This is a genomic window from Promicromonospora sp. NPDC090134, from assembly GCF_044746965.1.
Taxonomy (GTDB): domain Bacteria; phylum Actinomycetota; class Actinomycetes; order Actinomycetales; family Cellulomonadaceae; genus Promicromonospora.
In genome coordinates, this window is record NZ_JBIVCZ010000007.1 from 336,391 (window position 1) to 352,887 (window position 16,497).

Genomic DNA, 16,497 nt, shown 5'->3' on the forward strand with positions numbered 1-16,497 from the left:
GGGGTGGCGATGCGGAAGACTCTTCGACGGCTCGTGTCGGTGCTCACCGTCCTCCTCGTGGGTGCCGGCGGGTTCCTGGCCGTGGCCCCGACGGCGGCCGCCGACGTGACCTACGTGCCGGACAACTGGAACGGCAAGGTGGTCTACCTGTCGCAGGCGTGCCACGACCGCGGGGACACCGTGTGCCACGACAACACGGGCTGCGACGGCTTCAGCGAGAACATCAACTCCTACAAGGTGGCGATGTCGACCATCAACGGCGGCAGCACGGACCACCTCAGCCTCCTGGAGCGGGGCTACAAGGTGGTCCGGGGCAACGGGCTCACGCGGAAGAACATCGCCAGCTCGAACCGTGTGGGGGCGGACCTGCACATCCCGTTGCACTCCAACGCCATCAGCGCGTCCTGCGAGTCCGGCAAACCGGCCTCGCGGTACGGCACGCACGCCATGTACGTGTCGAGCGCCGGCAAGGAGTGCGCGGCGAAGATCGTGCAGCGCGTCGGCGCGAGCAGCCCCGGCACCAACGACACCCGGCAGTACCGGACGGACCTGGGCGAGCTGAACCAGACCAACGCCGTCGCGTGCTACCTGGAGCAGGACTTCCACGTCTGGCAACGAGGGGTGAACTGGATGCGCGACCGCGACTCCTGGAGCTGGCGCCTGGCCATGGCCGTCGACGTGTACATGGGGTACCCCTGATGCGCGCCCGGCAGCTCGCCCCGGTGGCCGCCGTCGCCGCGGTCCTGCTCCTGCTGGCCGGCTGCACCGCGGCCCCGACCGGGCCGAGCACGTCGGGGCCGTCCCACGGGGCGGGGGCGACGACCGGGGCGAGCCCGTCGCCGTCGGGCGAGGCGGACGGCTCGGCCGAACCAGAGATCACCGTGCGGGCCGCCGGCAGCGCCTGGCTCGTGCGGGGCACGGGCTTCATGGGCGGCAACCAGTACCTGGTCCAGTGCGTCGGCGGTACGTCGGCGGGGGCGAGCGCGCTCGACGAGTGCGACATGTCGACCAGCGAGCAGGTGGTCGCCGACGAGGGCGGCCGGATCTCCGCGACCCGTCAGGCACGGGCGTTCGTCAACGTCGGCTCGGTCTCCGAGGTGGACTGCACGGGCGATCCCTGCGCGCTCGCCGTCGCCGACCTGTCGGACCGGGTGCTCGCCGCGGCCCCGGCGCCGCTGCCGGGCGGCGCGGAGCCGCCGGACGCGCCCACGCTCGCGCTGTCCGAGAGGGAGCTCGACGCCGACGACGGCCGCGTCACGGTGACGGGCAAGGGCTACGCGGCGGGTGCGACCGTCCGGATCGTGCAGTGCGCCACCACCTCCGACGGCGCCGTGGACGGGGACAACTGCCTGTACGACGACGGGAAGCGCGTGATCGCCGACCGTGCGGGCACCCTGGTCACGCAGCTCCGCGTGGTGCGGGAGATCGAGCTCGTCGGCGGGGGATCCGCGGACTGCGGGCAGGAGGGCGCCTGCGTGATCGCGAACGCGTGGACCGACGGCGGACGGATCGCCCTGGCCGACCTCGTCTGGGAGTAGGGCGCGGGACCGGCCGCTGTGGGTGGCGCGTGGCAGGCTGTGTCCGTGCCTCCCGCAACCAGACGCCGTCCCGCCACCGCTCCCGCCGGCCGGAACTGGGACGAGCCCACGTTGGCCCCCGTCGTGCTGGTGCGCGGTGCCGAGCCGCTCCTGACCGAGCGTGCGGTGGACGGTGTGGTGCGGCTCGTGCGCGAGCGCGACCCCGACGTCGAGAAGGTGGAGCTGGAGGGGGCCACATACGGCACGGGCCAGCTCATGGTCGCGGCGAGCCCGTCCCTGTTCGGCGAGGCCAAGGTGGTGGTGGTCCGCTCGACGGAGTCGGGCACCGAGGACCTGATGGCCGACCTCATCGCGTACGTCGGTGCGCCCGACACGGAGACCACCGTCGTCGTGGTGCACGGCGGCGGGCAGCGCGGCAAGAAGATGCTCGACACGATCACGGGCTCCGGCGCGCCGGTCATGGTCTGCGAGCCCGTGACGAAGGACGCGGAGAAGGCGTCGTTCGTGGTGGGGGAGTTCAAGGCGGCTCGCCGCCGGGCGGACGCCGAGGGCGTGCGCGCCCTCGTCGACGCGCTGGGCAGCGACCTGCGCGAGCTCGCCGCGGCGTGTGCGCAGCTCGTCGCGGACACCACGGGCACCATCACGGCGGCAACGGTGGACCGGTACTACGGCGGCCGGGTCGAGGCCACGGGCTTCCGTGTGGCGGACGCCGCGGTGGCGGGCGACGCCGGGGGCGCCGTCGCCCTGCTGCGGCATGCGCTGGACACCGGCCTGGACCCGGTGCCGATCGTCGCGGCGTTGGCGCTGCGCCTGCGCAACCTGGCCAAGGTCGCCTCGATGCGGGGCGGCGGGCTGTCGGCGCGAGACCTGGGCATGGCCCCCTGGCAGGTCGACCGCGCCCGCAAGGACCTGCGGGCCTGGACGCCGGAGGGGCTCGCGGCGGCGATCTCCGCCGTCGCGCAGGCCGACGCGGACGTGAAGGGTGAGGCGCGCGACACGGTGTTCGCCGTCGAACGCGCGGTCATGACGATCGCCCGCTCCCGCCGCGCCTGACCGGCTCGCGCGGCACCCGCGCCATCGCGATGTGCGCTTCTACCCAGTCATTGGGCCCGAAACCACGCCGGTTTCGGGCCCAATGACTGGGTAGAAGCGCACATCGGGGCGGGGCGGGGCGGGGCGCGGCGCCGGGCGGCCAGCGCACCCGCGCCGCGTCAGGTCAGCAGTTTCCGGGTACACGAAAGACGCCGCCCGCCCGGAGGGCGAACGGCGTCCGACGAAGTGGCTCAGAGAGCGGCGACCGACTTCGCGATGGCCGACTTGCGGTTCGCAGCCTGGTTCGCGTGGATGACGCCCTTGGCGACAGCCTTGTCGAGCTTGCGCGACGCGGTGGCAAGGGCGACCGTCGCGGTCTCCTTGTCGCCGGCTGCGACGGCCTCGCGCACCTTGCGCACGTGGGTCTTCAGCTCCGACTTGACGGACTTGTTGCGCAGACGAGCCTTCTCGTTCGTCTTGATGCGCTTCATCTGGGACTTGATGTTTGCCACGAGTGGACTTCCTGGTGTGTTCGCCTTGCGGCGAGCGGATAGGTCGTAGAGGGCGGTCGCAACTCCGGGACTGGGGTGGGGACCCGTGGAGAGGAACTGCGACTGTGCCCGCCGACCTGGGCGGACACGCGACCTCCAAGGTTACCAGAGGGTCCGGCCTCTCGTGGGGCGGTGCGGTGTGACACCGGCTACCAGCGGCCCGGCGCGCGAAGGGCCTCCGACGAGCCACCATAGAATCCGGCTATGAGTACCAGGACACTTCGGGGCCGTTTCCAATGGACCGTGGTGGTCCCCGTCCTTGCCCTGGTGCTCCTCGTCGCGACGTGGAGCAACCACGAGCACCCTGCGATCCTCACGGCGATCGGTGCCGCGCTGGTCGGCTCCATCCTCGCGGCGGTGCACCACGCGGAGGTGGTGGCCCACCGGGTCGGCGAGCCGTTCGGTTCCCTCATCCTCGCGGTCGCGGTGACCGTGATCGAGGTCGGGCTGATCCTCATGCTCATGAGCAGCGGCGGTGACGCCGCGAGCACGTACGCCCGCGACACCGTCTTCGCCGCCGTGATGATCACGTTCAACGGCATCGTCGGACTCTCGCTGCTCGTGGGGGCGAGCAAGCACCACCTGGTGAGCTTCAACGCCTCGGGCACCGGGTCGGCGCTGGCAACGGTGGTCGCGCTGGCCTCTGTCACCCTGGTCCTGCCCAGCTTCACGACGTCGGCAGAGGGCGGCGCGTACACCGCATTCCAGCTCGGCTTCGCAGCGGTGGCGTCGCTGCTGCTGTACGGGGCGTTCGTGTTCACGCAGACCGTGCGGCACCGCGACTTCTTCCTGCCTGTCTCCAGCGACAAGTACGGCCGGATGACCGGGCTCCTCGACGAGGACGGCGACGACCACGCCGACCCGCCGCCCGCCAGGGAGGCGTGGTTCAGCGTCGCCCTGCTGCTGATCGCGCTGGTCTCCGTGGTCTTCCTCGCCAAGATGCTCTCCCCGACGATCGAGCACGGGGTGAAGGCCGCCGGGCTGCCCTACACCGTCGTCGGTGTGGTGATCGCGCTCCTCGTGCTCGCGCCCGAGTCGATCGCCGCGATCCGTAACGCCCTGCGCAACCGGGTGCAGACCAGCCTCAACCTCGCCTACGGCTCCGCCATGGCGTCGATCGGCCTGACCATCCCGACCATCGCCGTCGCGATGATCTGGATGGACGGTCCCCTGACGCTCGGTCTCGAACCGACCCAGATGGTGCTGCTCGCGGTCTCGGTGGTGGTGGCGATGCTGAGCATCACGCCGGGCCGGGCCAAGACCCTCCAGGGTGTGGTGCACCTGGTGCTGCTCGCCGCATTCCTGGTGGTCTCGGTCCAGCCGTGACCCCGTGACATGTCAGAGGGCGGCGGCGACCTCGTCGAAGATCGCCCTGTCCAGGATCGCGCCCTCGCGGCGGACGGCGTCCGGGTGGATGCGGATCACGCGGTTGAGACGCACCTCGGACGGGCGGCCCGAGCTGTCCCAGGCGCCGGTGCCGATGTCCATCCAGCGGCGTCCGGCGCGGGCCTCCTGCTCGGCGTCGCGGTCGTGGTCCTGGCTGGTGAGCTGCAGCGCGAGGAGCCAGGGCCCGTCGTTGCCCACGATGAGGACCGGCCGGTCCTTGCCCTGGCTGTGATCTTCCTCATACGGAACCCACGACCACACGACCTCGCCCGGGTCGGGCTCGCCGTCCAGCTCCGGGCGGTAGACGGGCTTGACCTTGCCCTCGAAGTCGCCGGGGTAGCCGTCGGTCTCGGGCAGCTCGCGCCCCGACGGCCGGGGCGCCCTCGGCGTCGCCGCCGGCCGGTCGCCCGCGGACCGCTGGCCTGCGGGCCGGTCAGCGCCCGAGCGGCGGTCGTTCTGGTCGAGGACGGTGCGGGCGACTGCCTCGACGACCTCGCCGAGCAGCTTGAGCCACGGGTTCTGCTGGTTCACGCTGGGCAGGGTAGCCCGACGCCGGCCCGCGGGCAGGCGGGACGACGCCGGACGGCGCGCCGCGTCTCCCGGCACCGGCCCGGCCACGCGCGCCTCAGGTCAGGTCGAGCGCCCGGTCCATGTACTTCACGACGTCGTTGAACATGTCCTCCGCGAGCACGTCGCCCTCGCGGCGCACGTCGTCGGGGTCCACCCGGATGACGCGGTTGATCCGCACCTCCGACTCGCGTCCCGAGGCGTCCCACCGACCGGTGCCGACGTCCATCCAGATGCGGCCGGCGCGCGCCTCCTGCAGTGCGTCGCGGTCGTGGTCCTGGCTGGTGAGCTGGAGGCCCAGCAGCCACGGCCCGTCCTTGCCCACGAGCAGCACCGGGCGGTCCTTGCCCTGGCTGTGGTCCTCCTCGTAGGGCACCCAGGTCCAGACCACCTCGCCCGGGTCCGGCTCGCCGTCGAGCTGGGGGTGGTAGATCGGGTGCACCTCACCCTCGTAGTCGCCGGGGTAGCTGTTCTCTGATGCGAAGGTCACGCCTGGAACCGTACCGGAACGGGTGAATTGCGCATCCAAGACTTACCAGGCGCAGGTCTACCCCGCGCACGCCCGCGCGAACTCGGCCAGCTCCGCCGCCATCGGCTCCGGCTCCCAGCTGTGCATGGCGCCCGGCATCTCCTTCTCGGCTCCCTTGGGCACCTGCGCCACGATGCTCGCCGCGGCCACGGGCATCTCGGGGAACGTCTGCGTCCCGTACATCGCCAGCACCGGGACCGCGACGTCGAGCGTGCCGTCCTCCAGCGCGTGCTGCGCCCACGCCAGCGACTGGGCGTCGGCCCGGTAGGCGGCCACGGTGCGCGCCAGCGCGGGCCAGTCGGGGGCGGCCTCCATCCCCGCGAGCCACTCCGGCGGCATGTCCTTCATGTAGTGCCGCATGGCGTTCTCGGTGTCGCCGGCGTCGAGCAGGCGCTCGATCTCGTCGGCCCACGCCTGCGTGGTCGCGGCGGGGTCGCCCAGCGGCGCCTCCCAGAGGGCGAGGCCGGTGACGGGCAGCCCCGCGGCGGCGGCCCGCAGGCTGACCGAGCAGCCGGACGAGTGCCCGACCAGCACGGCGGAACCGCCCGCGACCTCGATCATCGCGGCGACGGCCGCGAGCTCGCGGTCCAGGTCGAGGCGGCCCTCGGCGGGGCTCTCCCCGCGGCCGAGACGGTCGAAGGTGACGGTGGTGAGGCCGGCGTCGGCGGCGCGGCGGGCGGTCTCGGCGGTGATCGGGTCGTCGGCGCGGTCCGGTCCCGCGCCCGTCACGAAGACGAGGGCCGGGCCGGTGCCGTGCAGGTCGTAGGCGACGCGGTCGCCCTGGCTGGTGGTCGCGTAGTCGGTCATGTCCCGTCCGACGACGGCGGTGCGCGGAACTCATCGGTCGGACGAAAAGCGCTGGCCCGCCGGTCCGCGCCGGTGCCACGGTGTGGCCCATGCGCCTCCACGACGACGAGATCGTCTCCACGCCGGACCTCGTGCACCGGCTGGTCGCGGCCCAGCTCCCGCAGTGGTCCGGGCTGCCGGTGCGGCCGGGACCGGCCGGCGGTACCGACCACCACCTGTTCCGGCTCGGCGACGAGCTGCTGGTCCGGATGCCCAAGATCGCCTGGGCCCAGGACCAGGCCGTCGCCGACGCGCGCTGGCTCCCGCACCTCGCTGCCCACCTCCCGGTGGAGCTCCCCGTGCCCGTGGCGGTGGGGGAGCCCGGCGAGGGGTTCCCGTTCCGCTGGTCGGTGGTGCCCTGGCTGGAGGGCGAGCCGCCCGCTCCCGGGAGCCTCGGCGCCGACGGCGTCCGCGGCCTGGGCGAGCTCGTCGCCGCCCTGCGCACGGTGCCCGCGGGCGGCGGACCGGTCAAGGAGGGCACGTCCCGGGGCGTCCCGCTGGCCCGCCTGGACGACGACGTCCGCGCGGCGATCGCCGCCTCCGGCACCCGCGTCGACGGCCCCGCCGTGACGAAGGCGTGGGACCGGGCGCTCGACGCCCGCCCGACGGCGGAAGCCCGCTGGCTCCACGGCGACCTCCTGCCCGGCAACCTGCTGACGCGGGACGGGCGGCTGACCGGCGTCATCGACTGGGGCGCCGTGGGCGTGGGCGACCCGGCGGCCGACCTCATCCCCGCCTGGGGCACCGGCCTCACCGACGCGGAGCGGGCCGTGTTCCGCGCCGCGGCGACGGACGGGCTCGCCGACCCCGACGACGCGTGGGAGCGCGGGCGCGGCTGGATGCTGGTGCAGGCGGTCATCGCCCTGCCCTACTACTGGGACCGCTGGCCCGCCTTCGCGCGGGCGGGCCAGGCCCGGATCGCGACGGTCCTGGCCGGCTGACGCCCCGCGCGGCCAGGCCAGGGCCTGCTACGGCACGATCGGCTGCGCCAGCGCCGCCTCGAGGTCGCCGCGGTCACCGGTGACGGTCAGCCCCGCCTCGTCCGGCGTCAGCCGGCGCCACAGCGTCAGGGCGAGCCCCTCGGCCGTACCGGCCACGACGACGTCGGGCGCCACCTCGTCCGTGCGCTCGCCCGGGGCGCCGAGCACCCAGGTGGGCGCGCCGGCGAGGTCGGTCGCCACGAGCACCACCGGGAAGCGGAGCGGCTCCATGCGGCCCAGGCCCACCTGCCGGGGCTGGAGCACCGTGACCACCTCGTCGACCGTGTCGGCCCACACCTCCGGCGCCGCCCCGACGAGGCCCGCCGTGGCCGTGCCCGCGGAGGCGGCCAGCAGGTCGTGCAGGTGCACGAGCGTCTCGTGGGTCTGCCTGCGGTGCCAGAACCGCACCGGGCCGGGGCCCAGGGGTGCGGGGTGGGCCAGGACCCGGCACTCGGCCTCGGGGTCCAGGCCGGACAGCGCCTCGCGCAGCTCGGCCGCCTGCGCGGCGTAGTGCGGCGCCAGGTCGAACGGCCCGTCGCCCAGCGCCGCGCCCTTGACCCCGCGGGCGTTGCCCGCGGCCCAGTGGTGCACGTCCGCGATGTGCTCCACGAGCTCGCGCACGGTCCAGTCGCCGCAGGCGGGGATCCGCGCGTCGGCGTCGGCGGCGGGAATCGCGGCCAGGAAGTCGTCCTGGAACCGGGACAGGAGGGCCAGATGGTCGAGCGTCATGGGCCGAAACGTACCGCGCACCACCGACACGCCGTCCGCCCTCGTGCCGGGACGGACAGCACTCCGGATGACGACTTCCGTGCGCCGTGGAACCGTGAACCCAGCTCCGACGTTCTCCACGCGATGCGCACCGCGCATCCGGCCCGAGGCCCTCGGCCCGAGACACAACCGCACGACCACCAGTGAAGGATCATGGACCCCGACAGTCATAGTCCCGGCCCGAACGCACGTCTTCGCACCACCGAGCGGGGGTGGATGCGTTGACCTGGGTGGTCTCCCTCCTGCTGGGGGTCGTGGTGATCCTGGTGATCACCGCCGTGACGGGGTACTTCGTCGCGCAGGAGTTCGCGTACATGGCGGTCGACCGCGCGCGGCTCGCCTCACGCTCCGAGGTCGGCGACGCCGGGGCGCGGCGTGCGCTCGGCGTGACCCGGCGGACCAGCTTCATGCTGTCCGGCGCACAGCTCGGCATCACGGTGACCGGCCTGCTGGTCGGCTACGTCGCCGAACCGCTCGTCGGCGAGTCGCTGGGCGAGGCCCTCGGCGGCGTCGGCGTGCCGGTGGGCACGGGTGTCGCCATCGGCACCGTCCTCGCGCTCCTGTTCTCGACCCTCGTCCAGATGCTGTTCGGCGAGCTCGTGCCCAAGAACCTGGCGATCGCGCGGCCGGAGCCGGTCGCGCTGTGGCTGGCCCGGTCCACGACGATCTACCTCGCCGTCTTCGGCTGGCTCATCAAGGTGTTCGACGCCGCCTCCAACGCGCTCCTGCGCCTGCTGCGCATCGAGCCCGTGCACGACGTCGAGCACTCGGCGACGGCCCGCGACCTGGAGCACATCGTCGCGGACTCGCGCGCCAGCGGTGACCTGCCGGGCGACCTGTCGGTGCTGCTGGACCGCATCCTGGACTTCCCGCGCCAGGACGTGGAGCACGCGATGATCCCGCGCGCCCGTGTGGGCGTGGTGCACAGCAAGGACACGCTCGCGCAGGTGCGCGAGCTGATGGCGGCGGGCCACTCCCGCTACCCGGTGGTGGACGACGACGGCGAGGTCACCGGCGTCGTGCACCTGACCGACCTGCTCTCCGCGGCGCCGGAGGCGACGACCGTCGCGGACCTGCTGCGTCCCGCGCTGGTGCTGCCCACGTCCATGGCGCTGCCCGACGCACTGCGGGAGCTGTCGGCCACGCGCAACCAGATGGCGTGCGTCGTGGACGAGTACGGCGGGTTCGCCGGCGTGCTCACCGTCGAGGACCTCGCCGAGGAGCTCGTCGGGGAGATCACCGACGAGCACGACGACGAGATCGACCCCGTGACCGCGGCGTCGGACGGCGTCTGGGTCATGGCCGGCGACGTCCACCTCGACGAGGTGGAGCGGGCCGTCGAGCGCGACCTGCCCGAGGGCGACCACGAGACCATCGCGGGCCTGGCCATCGCCGTGCACGGCGCGCTGCCCGCGGCGGGCGACGTGGTCGACGTCGTGCTGCCCGTCGACCCCGCCACCCTCGTGGCCGCCGACCCGCCGCCGCCCGAGGTGCTCCGCATCGAGGTGCTGGACGTGGAGCGGCACGTGCCCTCCCACGTCCGGGTCACCGTGGTCGAGGCGCCCCCTGAGGAAGAGGCGGAGACCCCCGCCGTCGACCACGCCGGCCCCGAGAAGGAGGAGACCCGATGAGCAACCCCTGGGTCGTCCTGGCCGCGACCGTCGTGATCATCGCGCTGAGCGCGTTCTTCGTGGCCGTGGAGTTCGCACTCCTGGCCGCCAAGCGGCACCGCCTGGAGGACGCCGCGCCCACCAGCCGCTCCGCGCGGGCCGCGCTGCGCAGCGCCAGCGAGCTCACGGTGCTCCTGGCCGGCTCGCAGCTCGGCATCACCGTCTGCACCCTGGCGCTCGGCGCCATCACCAAGCCGGCCGTGCACCACTGGCTCACGCCGGTGTTCGAGGCGTGGGGCGCGCCCTACTGGGCCGCCGACGTCGCGGGCTTCGTGCTGGCCCTGGTCATCGTCACGTTCCTGCACCTGGTGGTGGGGGAGATGGCGCCCAAGTCGTGGGCCATCGCGCACCCCGAGGCCAGCGCGACGATGCTGGCGCTGCCGATGCGGGCGTTCATGGTGGTGACCCGGCCGGTGCTCCTGGCGCTCAACGGCGCCGCGAACTGGTGCCTGCGCCGCGTCGGCGTCGAGCCGGCGGACCAGGTCGCCTCCGGGCAGGGCCCGGACGACCTGCGGCACCTGGTGGAGCACTCCGCCAGCGTGGGCGCGCTCGACATGGCCTACTCGGCGCAGCTCTCGGGCGCGCTCGACCTGCGCCGCCTGACGGTCGAGGACCTGCTGGCCGACCACGCGGCGCCGTCCGCCGTGGGGCATCACGCCACGGCCGCGCAGGTGCAGGAGGCGTCCCGCGTCTCCGGCCACCTGCGGATCCTGGTGCAGGGTGACGGCGGGCGGCCGGAGGGTGTGGTCCACGTCCGGGACACGCTCCTGCTGGCCGACGACGCGCCGGTCACGGAGGTCACGCGGGCTATTTTCGAGCTGGCCGCGGACGTGCCGCTGCACACCGCCCTGACGAGCATGCGCGAGACGGGCAACCACCTCGCCGTCGTGCCCCGGTCGGACGCCGACGGGCCGGACGGGCCCGCGGCGGACTTCGGCGTGGTGACCCTCGCCGACGTGCTGCGGCGCCTGCTGCCGCGCACGACAGCGGGCCAGCCCGTCTGACGAGGCGCGGGTGCGGCGCCGGGGGACAGCCCCGGCGCCGCACCCGGCCCGTACGGGACGTGGGAGAATGATGGTCGGCCCCCGCCCATCCCGGCCACGATCCTGACGACACCACCCTGACGACGGAGCGAGAACGCTTTGCCCATCCCCGGTCCTGCGCTCACGGCGCGCATCCAGCCGAATGCCACGGCGCCCGAGCTGATCCGCAACTTCTGCATCATCGCGCACATCGACCACGGCAAGTCGACCCTTGCCGATCGCATGCTCCAGCTCACGGGTGTCGTCGACGCGCGCGCGATGCGCGCCCAGTACCTGGACCGGATGGACATCGAGCGCGAGCGCGGCATCACCATCAAGTCGCAGGCGGTGCGCATGCCGTGGGAGCTCGACGGCACCCCGCACGCCCTGAACATGATCGACACGCCCGGGCACGTGGACTTCACCTACGAGGTCTCCCGGTCGCTGGCCGCGTGCGAGGGCGCCGTCCTGCTGGTCGACGCCGCGCAGGGCATCGAGGCGCAGACCCTGGCCAACCTGTACCTGGCCATGGAGAACGAGCTCGAGATCATCCCGGTCCTGAACAAGATCGACCTGCCGGCGGCCCAGCCCGAGAAGTACGCCGAGGAGCTGGCGAACCTCGTGGGCTCCGACCCGGCGGACGTGCTCAAGGTCAGCGGCAAGACGGGCGTGGGCGTCGAGGCCCTGCTCGACCGCATCGTGCAGCGCGTCCCGGCCCCGGTCGGCGACCCGGCCGCCCCGGCGCGCGCCATGATCTTCGACTCGGTCTACGACACCTATCGCGGCGTGGTCACCTACGTGCGCGTGGTCGACGGCGACCTGAACCCGCGCGAGAAGATCGCGATGATGTCCACGCGGGCCACGCACGAGCTGCTGGAGATCGGCGTCAGCGCGCCCGAGCCGCACCCCACCAAGGGGCTCGGCGTGGGCGAGGTGGGCTACCTGATCACCGGCGTGAAGGACGTGCGCCAGTCCAAGGTCGGCGACACCGTGACCAACGCGGCCAAGCCCGCCACCCAGGCGCTCGGCGGCTACAGCGACCCCAAGCCGATGGTCTTCTCGGGCCTGTACCCGATCGACGGCTCGGACTACCCGGTGCTGCGCGACGCCCTGGACAAGCTCAAGCTCAACGACGCCGCGCTCAACTACGAGCCCGAGACGTCGGTGGCCCTCGGGTTCGGCTTCCGCGTGGGCTTCCTCGGCCTGCTGCACCTGGAGATCGTGCGCGAGCGCCTGGAGCGCGAGTTCAACCTGGACCTGATCTCCACCGCCCCGAACGTCATCTACGACGTGACGCTGGAGGACAACACCACCATCGAGGTGACCAACCCGTCGGAGTTCCCCGGGGGCAAGATCAAGGAGGTCCGTGAGCCCGTCGTCAAGGCCACGATCCTCACCCCGAGCGAGTTCGTGGGCGCCGTCATGGAGCTCTCGCAGTCCAAGCGCGGCGACCTGCAGGGCATGGACTACCTGTCCGAGGACCGCGTCGAGATGCGCTACCACCTGCCGCTCGCCGAGATCGTCTTCGACTTCTTCGACCAGCTCAAGTCCAAGACCCGCGGCTACGCGTCGCTCGACTACGACACGTCGGGCGACCAGGCCGCCGACCTCGTCAAGGTCGACATCCTGCTGCAGGGCGAGCAGGTCGACGCGTTCAGCGCCATCGTGCACCGCGACAAGGCCTACTCCTACGGCGTCATGATGACGGCGAAGCTCAAGGAGCTCATCCCGCGCCAGCAGTTCGAGGTGCCGATCCAGGCGGCCATCGGTGCGCGCGTGATCGCCCGCGAGACCATCCGTGCCATGCGCAAGGACGTGCTCGCCAAGTGCTACGGCGGTGACATCAGCCGTAAGCGCAAGCTGCTCGAGAAGCAGAAGGAGGGCAAGAAGCGCATGAAGAACATCGGCTCCGTCGAGGTCCCGAAGGACGCGTTCATCGCGGCGCTCTCCTCCGACGCGGCGGCCCCCAAGGAGAAGAAGAAGTAGGTGCCCGCACTTCCTTCCGGCATCCCCGTGCCCGACGACGGCGGGCTGCCCGCCTGGGCGCGCCCGCCGGGCCCGGTCGCCACCGCCCAACCGTTCGGCGTGTACGTGCACGTGCCGTTCTGCACGGTGCGCTGCGGGTACTGCGACTTCAACACCTACACGGCGTCCGAGCTGGGCGGCGGCGCCAACCAGGCGGCCTACGCGACCACCGCGCTGCGTGAGGTGTCGCTCGCGCGGCAGGTCCTGTCCGACGCCGGGCGGACGCCCGCGGCGGTCTCGACCGTCTTCTTCGGCGGCGGCACGCCGACGATGCTGCCCGCCGAGGACCTGGCCCGGGTGCTGACCGGGATCAGGGCGGCCTGGGGCCTGGCGGACGGCGTGGAGGTCACCACCGAGGCCAACCCGGACTCGGTCACGCCCGAGTCGCTGCGCGTGCTGGCCGACGCCGGGTTCACGCGGGTCTCGTTCGGCATGCAGTCGGCGGTGCCGCACGTGCTGGCGACGCTGGAGCGCACCCACGACCCGCTGCGCATCCCCGACGTCGTGCGGTGGGCCCGGGACGCCGGGCTGGACGTGTCCCTGGACCTCATCTATGGCACGCCCGGCGAATCCCTCGACGACTGGCGCACCAGCGTCGAGGCCGCGCTGGCCACCGGCGTCGACCACGTGTCCGCCTACGCGCTGGTGGTCGAGCCCGGCACCAAGATGGCGGCCCAGGTGCGCCGCGGCGAGGTCACGCTGCCCGACGAGGACGACCAGGCCGCCAAGTACGAGCTGGCCGACGACCTGCTCACCGCGGCGGGCCTGCGCTGGTACGAGGTGTCCAACTGGTCGCGCCCGGGGCACGAGTGCCGGCACAACGTGGGCTACTGGCGCGGCGACGACTGGTGGGGCGTGGGTCCGGGCGCGCACAGCTACGTGTCTGCGCCAGACTCCGCGTCCGACGCGACGGCGGGCGACACGACGGACGGCGCCGAGCCGCCCGCCGGCGTCCGCTGGTGGAACGTGAAGCACCCCCGTGCCTACGCGACGCGGCTGGAGGCCGGGCACAGCCCGGGCGTCGGGCGCGAGCTGCTCACGCGCGAGGAGGCGCACCTGGAGCGCGTCATGCTCGGCGTGCGACTGCGCGAGGGGCTCGACCTCGGCGTGCTGACCGCGCAGGGCCGCACCGCGGTGGCGGGCCTCGTGGCCCGCGGGCTGCTCGACGGCCACGCCGCCCTCGGGGTCGGCACGTCCGGCACCGGGGGACCGGGGCCCGCCGGTGCCTCCGGCACGGGGTCCGCACGCGCGGTCCTGACGCGCCGCGGGCGCCTGCTGGCCGACGCCGTCGTGCGGGACCTGACCGCCTGATCCGCGCCCCCTTTTTCTTCACGCAAAGGGTCCTTTTCGTTTGTTTGCGTGGTGGGCGAAACCGTCGATATCTTGTGCTGTTCATACCGTTACGAGGCGGCTCGGTCCCGCCTGACAAGGGGCACGCGCATGAGCAACACCTACGGTGGCTGGAACCCGCAGGATCCCTCCTCCGGACAGCGTCCCGACCCCCGGCAGCAGGGCGGCCAGCCACCACAGCAGCCCGACCCGTACGGCCCGCGCGACCCGTACGGCCGCCCCGCCAACCCGTACGGCCGGCCGGACTACCAGCCCCCGCAGTACCCGCACGGCGGGTTCCAGCAGCAGTACCAGGCGCCGTCCCCGCAGCTTCCGGCGTACTCGCCGGTCCAGGAGCCGGAGCCGCAGCCCGACGACGCGCCCGCGACGATCGGTGGCGCGTGGCGCTGGGCCTGGGGCGCGTTCGGCACGAGCTGGGGCATCTGGGTGCTGATGAGCCTCGCGCTCGGCGTCGCGCAGGTCGCGGTCGTCCTCCTGTTCAGCCCGTCCACCTTGGACGCCCTGTCGAGCTCCACCGACCCGGCGGCGCTCGACGCCGCACTGGCCGCCGGACAGTCGTTCGAGGCCAAGGCGCTGAGCGCGGCGGGTACCGCGATCAGCTTCCTGCTGCAGGCCCTCCTGTACGCGGGTGCGCTCGCAGCCACGCGGACCCGCAAGGTCCGGATCCGGGACTTCTTCCTGCTGCGCGGTTTCGGCGGCCTGGTCGGGTACGCGCTGCTCGCGGGGGTGATCGGGTTCGTCGGCTCCGCCGTCCCGGTGGTGGGCGGCCTGATCCAGCTGGTCTGCACGCTGCTCCTGCTCCCGGTGCCCTTCCTGCTGCTCAACCGCGTGAGCCTCGGCCGTGCGCTCGGCGGGGGCGTCGGGCTCGTCCTGTCCCATCTCGGCGCGGCGCTCGCGTTCTTCGGGATCTTCGCCGGGCTGGCCGTGGCGTCGATCTTCACGTGCGGGACCGGCCTGGTGGTGGTCGCGCCGGCGATGCTCCTGATGGGGGCCTACCTGGTCCAGCGGTGGACCGGAGAGCCGGTGCGGTCCTGACCCGCGGGTAACAAGTCGGCAGTTGCACATGCGGATTTGCGGAGAAAAGGTGAAGGTGGCCTCAGATCGCTGATCAGTGAAAAGGGGATCACATGAGCGAGAACACTCCGCAGAACCCGTACGAGCCGGGGGCCGGCGGCCCGACGCCGCCGCAGAACCCGCCCGGCGGGCCGACGCAGCCCGGCGGGCCCGCGCAGCCGCCGCCGTACGGCCCCGGCCAGCAGTCGCCCTACGGTCCCGGCGAGCAGTCGCCCTACGGCGGCGCCACCCAGCCTCCGCCCTACGGCGGGGCGGGTCAGCCGCCGGCCTACGGGGGTCCCGGCGTGCCCTACGGCACGCAGTCGGCCACGCCGTTCGCCGTCGGCGAGGCACTGAGCTTCGGGTGGAGCCGCTTCACGGGGAACTGGCTCTTCTGGGTGCTCTTCATCCTGCTCTCGTTCGCCGTGGGCGCCATCTTCAACGCCGGCTCGTTCGGCGACTACCAGGAGATCAACGAGGCCGCGATGCGCGGCGACATCAGCTCGTCCGCGGCGACCGGGGTGTCGTTCGGCGGTTCGCTGCTCGGGCTGCTCGGCTCGCTGATCAACTCGATCCTCGGCGCCCTCGGGATCAACGCGGCCCTGCGTGAGGTCTCGGGCGAGAAGGCGACCTGGGGCACGCTCTTCAAGGTCAACAGCTACCCGATGATCATCCTGACGGCGCTCCTGCTGCTGGTGGCGGGCTTCGTCGGCCTGCTCCTGTGCGGCCTGGGCCTCATCGCCCTGGCGATCTTCGCGCCGTTCACCTACCACAACGTGGTGGACCGCAACCTCAACGCGTGGGACGCGCTGACCGGCTCGTTCCGCCTGGTGGGGCAGAACTTCGGCACGGTGTTCCTGCTGGAGCTCGCGCTCCTGGGCATCAACATCGTGGGCGCGCTGGTGTGCGGGCTCGGCCTGTTCGTCACCATCCCGCTGTCGCTGCTGGCGCTGGCCTTCGCCTTCCGCCGGCTCACCGGCGGACGGGTCGCGAGCGGCCCGGCGGTGGCGGGTCCAGGCACGGTGGGACCCGCCGTCGCCTGAGCCGATCCGTCGATCGCCGAGTCAGCATGCTGACTCGGCGATCGACGGCGGGGGGGCCGGGCATTTTTTTAGGGGGTGTTGAACCGGGGGCCGGTGCGGGGCCCCCATACCGTGGGGACGGGGGGCCCGGGATGGGA

The 16,497-nt window shown here is 72.9% G+C and carries 16 protein-coding genes; 11 read left to right on the forward strand and 5 right to left on the reverse strand.

Annotation, left to right across the window (positions count from 1 at the left end):
* The first annotated feature begins 9 nt into the window (after window positions 1–9).
* The 3 genes from ACIPN7_RS20405 to holA are packed head-to-tail and all read left to right on the forward strand — an operon-like array spanning window position 10 to window position 2,591.
* Window positions 10–699 (forward strand): hypothetical protein, encoded by a 690-nt coding sequence (locus tag ACIPN7_RS20405; protein ID WP_400546389.1) that lies wholly within the window; start codon window positions 10–12, stop codon window positions 697–699.
* A complete protein-coding gene (locus tag ACIPN7_RS20410) occupies window positions 699–1,538 on the forward strand; it encodes a neocarzinostatin apoprotein domain-containing protein (protein ID WP_400546392.1) in 840 nt (279 codons plus the stop codon). The genes ACIPN7_RS20405 and ACIPN7_RS20410 overlap by 1 nt, the downstream gene beginning before the upstream one ends.
* 45 nt (window positions 1,539–1,583) lie before the next feature.
* Window positions 1,584–2,591 carry a DNA polymerase III subunit delta gene (holA, locus tag ACIPN7_RS20415; RefSeq protein ID WP_400546395.1) on the forward strand — a complete coding sequence of 336 codons (1,008 nt, stop codon included), beginning with the start codon at window positions 1,584–1,586 and terminating at the stop codon, window positions 2,589–2,591.
* A gap of 230 nt (window positions 2,592–2,821) precedes the next feature.
* On the opposite strand, the gene rpsT is transcribed toward holA, so the two are convergent.
* On the reverse strand, window positions 2,822–3,082 hold the full coding sequence (gene rpsT, locus ACIPN7_RS20420; protein ID WP_026365415.1) for a 30S ribosomal protein S20: 261 nt from the start codon (window positions 3,080–3,082) through the stop codon (window positions 2,822–2,824).
* A gap of 243 nt (window positions 3,083–3,325) precedes the next feature.
* Between rpsT and ACIPN7_RS20425 the strand changes: the two genes are divergently transcribed.
* A complete protein-coding gene (locus ACIPN7_RS20425) occupies window positions 3,326–4,447 on the forward strand; it encodes a calcium:proton antiporter (protein WP_400546398.1) in 1,122 nt (373 codons plus the stop codon).
* 12 nt (window positions 4,448–4,459) lie between these two features.
* Here ACIPN7_RS20425 and ACIPN7_RS20430 read toward each other — a convergent pair whose 3' ends face one another.
* The 3 genes from ACIPN7_RS20430 to ACIPN7_RS20440 all read right to left on the reverse strand — a co-directional run bounded on the left by ACIPN7_RS20430 (window position 4,460) and on the right by ACIPN7_RS20440 (window position 6,410).
* The gene (locus ACIPN7_RS20430; RefSeq protein WP_400546401.1) at window positions 4,460–5,038 is read right to left on the reverse strand and encodes a type II toxin-antitoxin system PemK/MazF family toxin; all 579 of its coding nucleotides are present in this window, start codon (window positions 5,036–5,038) and stop codon (window positions 4,460–4,462) included.
* A gap of 94 nt (window positions 5,039–5,132) precedes the next feature.
* Entirely contained in the window at window positions 5,133–5,564 is a 432-nt protein-coding gene (locus tag ACIPN7_RS20435; protein ID WP_400546404.1) for a type II toxin-antitoxin system PemK/MazF family toxin, read from the reverse strand.
* Between the two features lie 57 nt (window positions 5,565–5,621).
* Entirely contained in the window at window positions 5,622–6,410 is a 789-nt protein-coding gene (locus ACIPN7_RS20440) for an alpha/beta fold hydrolase (protein ID WP_400546407.1), read from the reverse strand.
* An 89-nt stretch (window positions 6,411–6,499) separates the two neighbouring features.
* On the opposite strand from ACIPN7_RS20440, the gene ACIPN7_RS20445 reads away from it, so the two are divergent.
* Window positions 6,500–7,390, forward strand: a complete 891-nt coding sequence (locus tag ACIPN7_RS20445) for an aminoglycoside phosphotransferase family protein (protein ID WP_400546410.1) — start codon at window positions 6,500–6,502, stop codon at window positions 7,388–7,390.
* Between the two features lie 27 nt (window positions 7,391–7,417).
* Here the strand turns inward: ACIPN7_RS20445 and ACIPN7_RS20450 are convergent, their stop codons facing one another.
* The gene (locus ACIPN7_RS20450) at window positions 7,418–8,158 is read right to left on the reverse strand and encodes a maleylpyruvate isomerase N-terminal domain-containing protein (protein WP_400546413.1); all 741 of its coding nucleotides are present in this window, start codon (window positions 8,156–8,158) and stop codon (window positions 7,418–7,420) included.
* 260 nt (window positions 8,159–8,418) lie between these two features.
* On the opposite strand from ACIPN7_RS20450, the gene ACIPN7_RS20455 reads away from it, so the two are divergent.
* The 6 genes from ACIPN7_RS20455 to ACIPN7_RS20480 all read left to right on the forward strand — a co-directional run bounded on the left by ACIPN7_RS20455 (window position 8,419) and on the right by ACIPN7_RS20480 (window position 16,360).
* Window positions 8,419–9,828 carry a hemolysin family protein gene (locus ACIPN7_RS20455; protein WP_400546445.1) on the forward strand — a complete coding sequence of 470 codons (1,410 nt, stop codon included), beginning with the start codon at window positions 8,419–8,421 and terminating at the stop codon, window positions 9,826–9,828.
* A complete protein-coding gene (locus ACIPN7_RS20460) occupies window positions 9,825–10,871 on the forward strand; it encodes a CNNM domain-containing protein (protein ID WP_400546416.1) in 1,047 nt (348 codons plus the stop codon). The genes ACIPN7_RS20455 and ACIPN7_RS20460 overlap by 4 nt, the downstream gene beginning before the upstream one ends.
* A 138-nt stretch (window positions 10,872–11,009) precedes the next feature.
* The gene (gene lepA, locus ACIPN7_RS20465) at window positions 11,010–12,875 is read left to right on the forward strand and encodes a translation elongation factor 4 (RefSeq protein ID WP_400546419.1); all 1,866 of its coding nucleotides are present in this window, start codon (window positions 11,010–11,012) and stop codon (window positions 12,873–12,875) included.
* A complete protein-coding gene (gene hemW / locus ACIPN7_RS20470; RefSeq protein WP_400546422.1) occupies window positions 12,876–14,225 on the forward strand; it encodes a radical SAM family heme chaperone HemW in 1,350 nt (449 codons plus the stop codon).
* Between the two features lie 129 nt (window positions 14,226–14,354).
* A complete protein-coding gene (locus ACIPN7_RS20475) occupies window positions 14,355–15,299 on the forward strand; it encodes a hypothetical protein (RefSeq protein WP_400546425.1) in 945 nt (314 codons plus the stop codon).
* Window positions 15,300–15,391: 92 nt separating this feature from the next.
* Window positions 15,392–16,360 carry a hypothetical protein gene (locus ACIPN7_RS20480; RefSeq protein ID WP_400546428.1) on the forward strand — a complete coding sequence of 323 codons (969 nt, stop codon included), beginning with the start codon at window positions 15,392–15,394 and terminating at the stop codon, window positions 16,358–16,360.
* The last annotated feature ends 137 nt before the right edge of the window (window positions 16,361–16,497 follow it).

Excerpts from the sequence above, each read along its gene's own strand:
- ACIPN7_RS20450 (WP_400546413.1), bottom strand. The coding sequence starts at position 8,158 with ATGACGCTCGACCATCTGGCCCTCCTGTCCCGGTTCCAGGACGACTTC.
- ACIPN7_RS20480 (WP_400546428.1), top strand. The coding sequence starts at position 15,392 with ATGAGCGAGAACACTCCGCAGAACCCGTACGAGCCGGGGGCCGGCGGC.
- ACIPN7_RS20410 (WP_400546392.1), top strand. The coding sequence starts at position 699 with ATGCGCGCCCGGCAGCTCGCCCCGGTGGCCGCCGTCGCCGCGGTCCTG.
- ACIPN7_RS20445 (WP_400546410.1), top strand. The coding sequence starts at position 6,500 with ATGCGCCTCCACGACGACGAGATCGTCTCCACGCCGGACCTCGTGCAC.
- ACIPN7_RS20460 (WP_400546416.1), top strand. The coding sequence starts at position 9,825 with ATGAGCAACCCCTGGGTCGTCCTGGCCGCGACCGTCGTGATCATCGCG.
- ACIPN7_RS20425 (WP_400546398.1), top strand. The coding sequence starts at position 3,326 with ATGAGTACCAGGACACTTCGGGGCCGTTTCCAATGGACCGTGGTGGTC.
- ACIPN7_RS20405 (WP_400546389.1), top strand. The coding sequence starts at position 10 with ATGCGGAAGACTCTTCGACGGCTCGTGTCGGTGCTCACCGTCCTCCTC.
- ACIPN7_RS20440 (WP_400546407.1), bottom strand. The coding sequence starts at position 6,410 with ATGACCGACTACGCGACCACCAGCCAGGGCGACCGCGTCGCCTACGAC.
- ACIPN7_RS20475 (WP_400546425.1), top strand. The coding sequence starts at position 14,355 with ATGAGCAACACCTACGGTGGCTGGAACCCGCAGGATCCCTCCTCCGGA.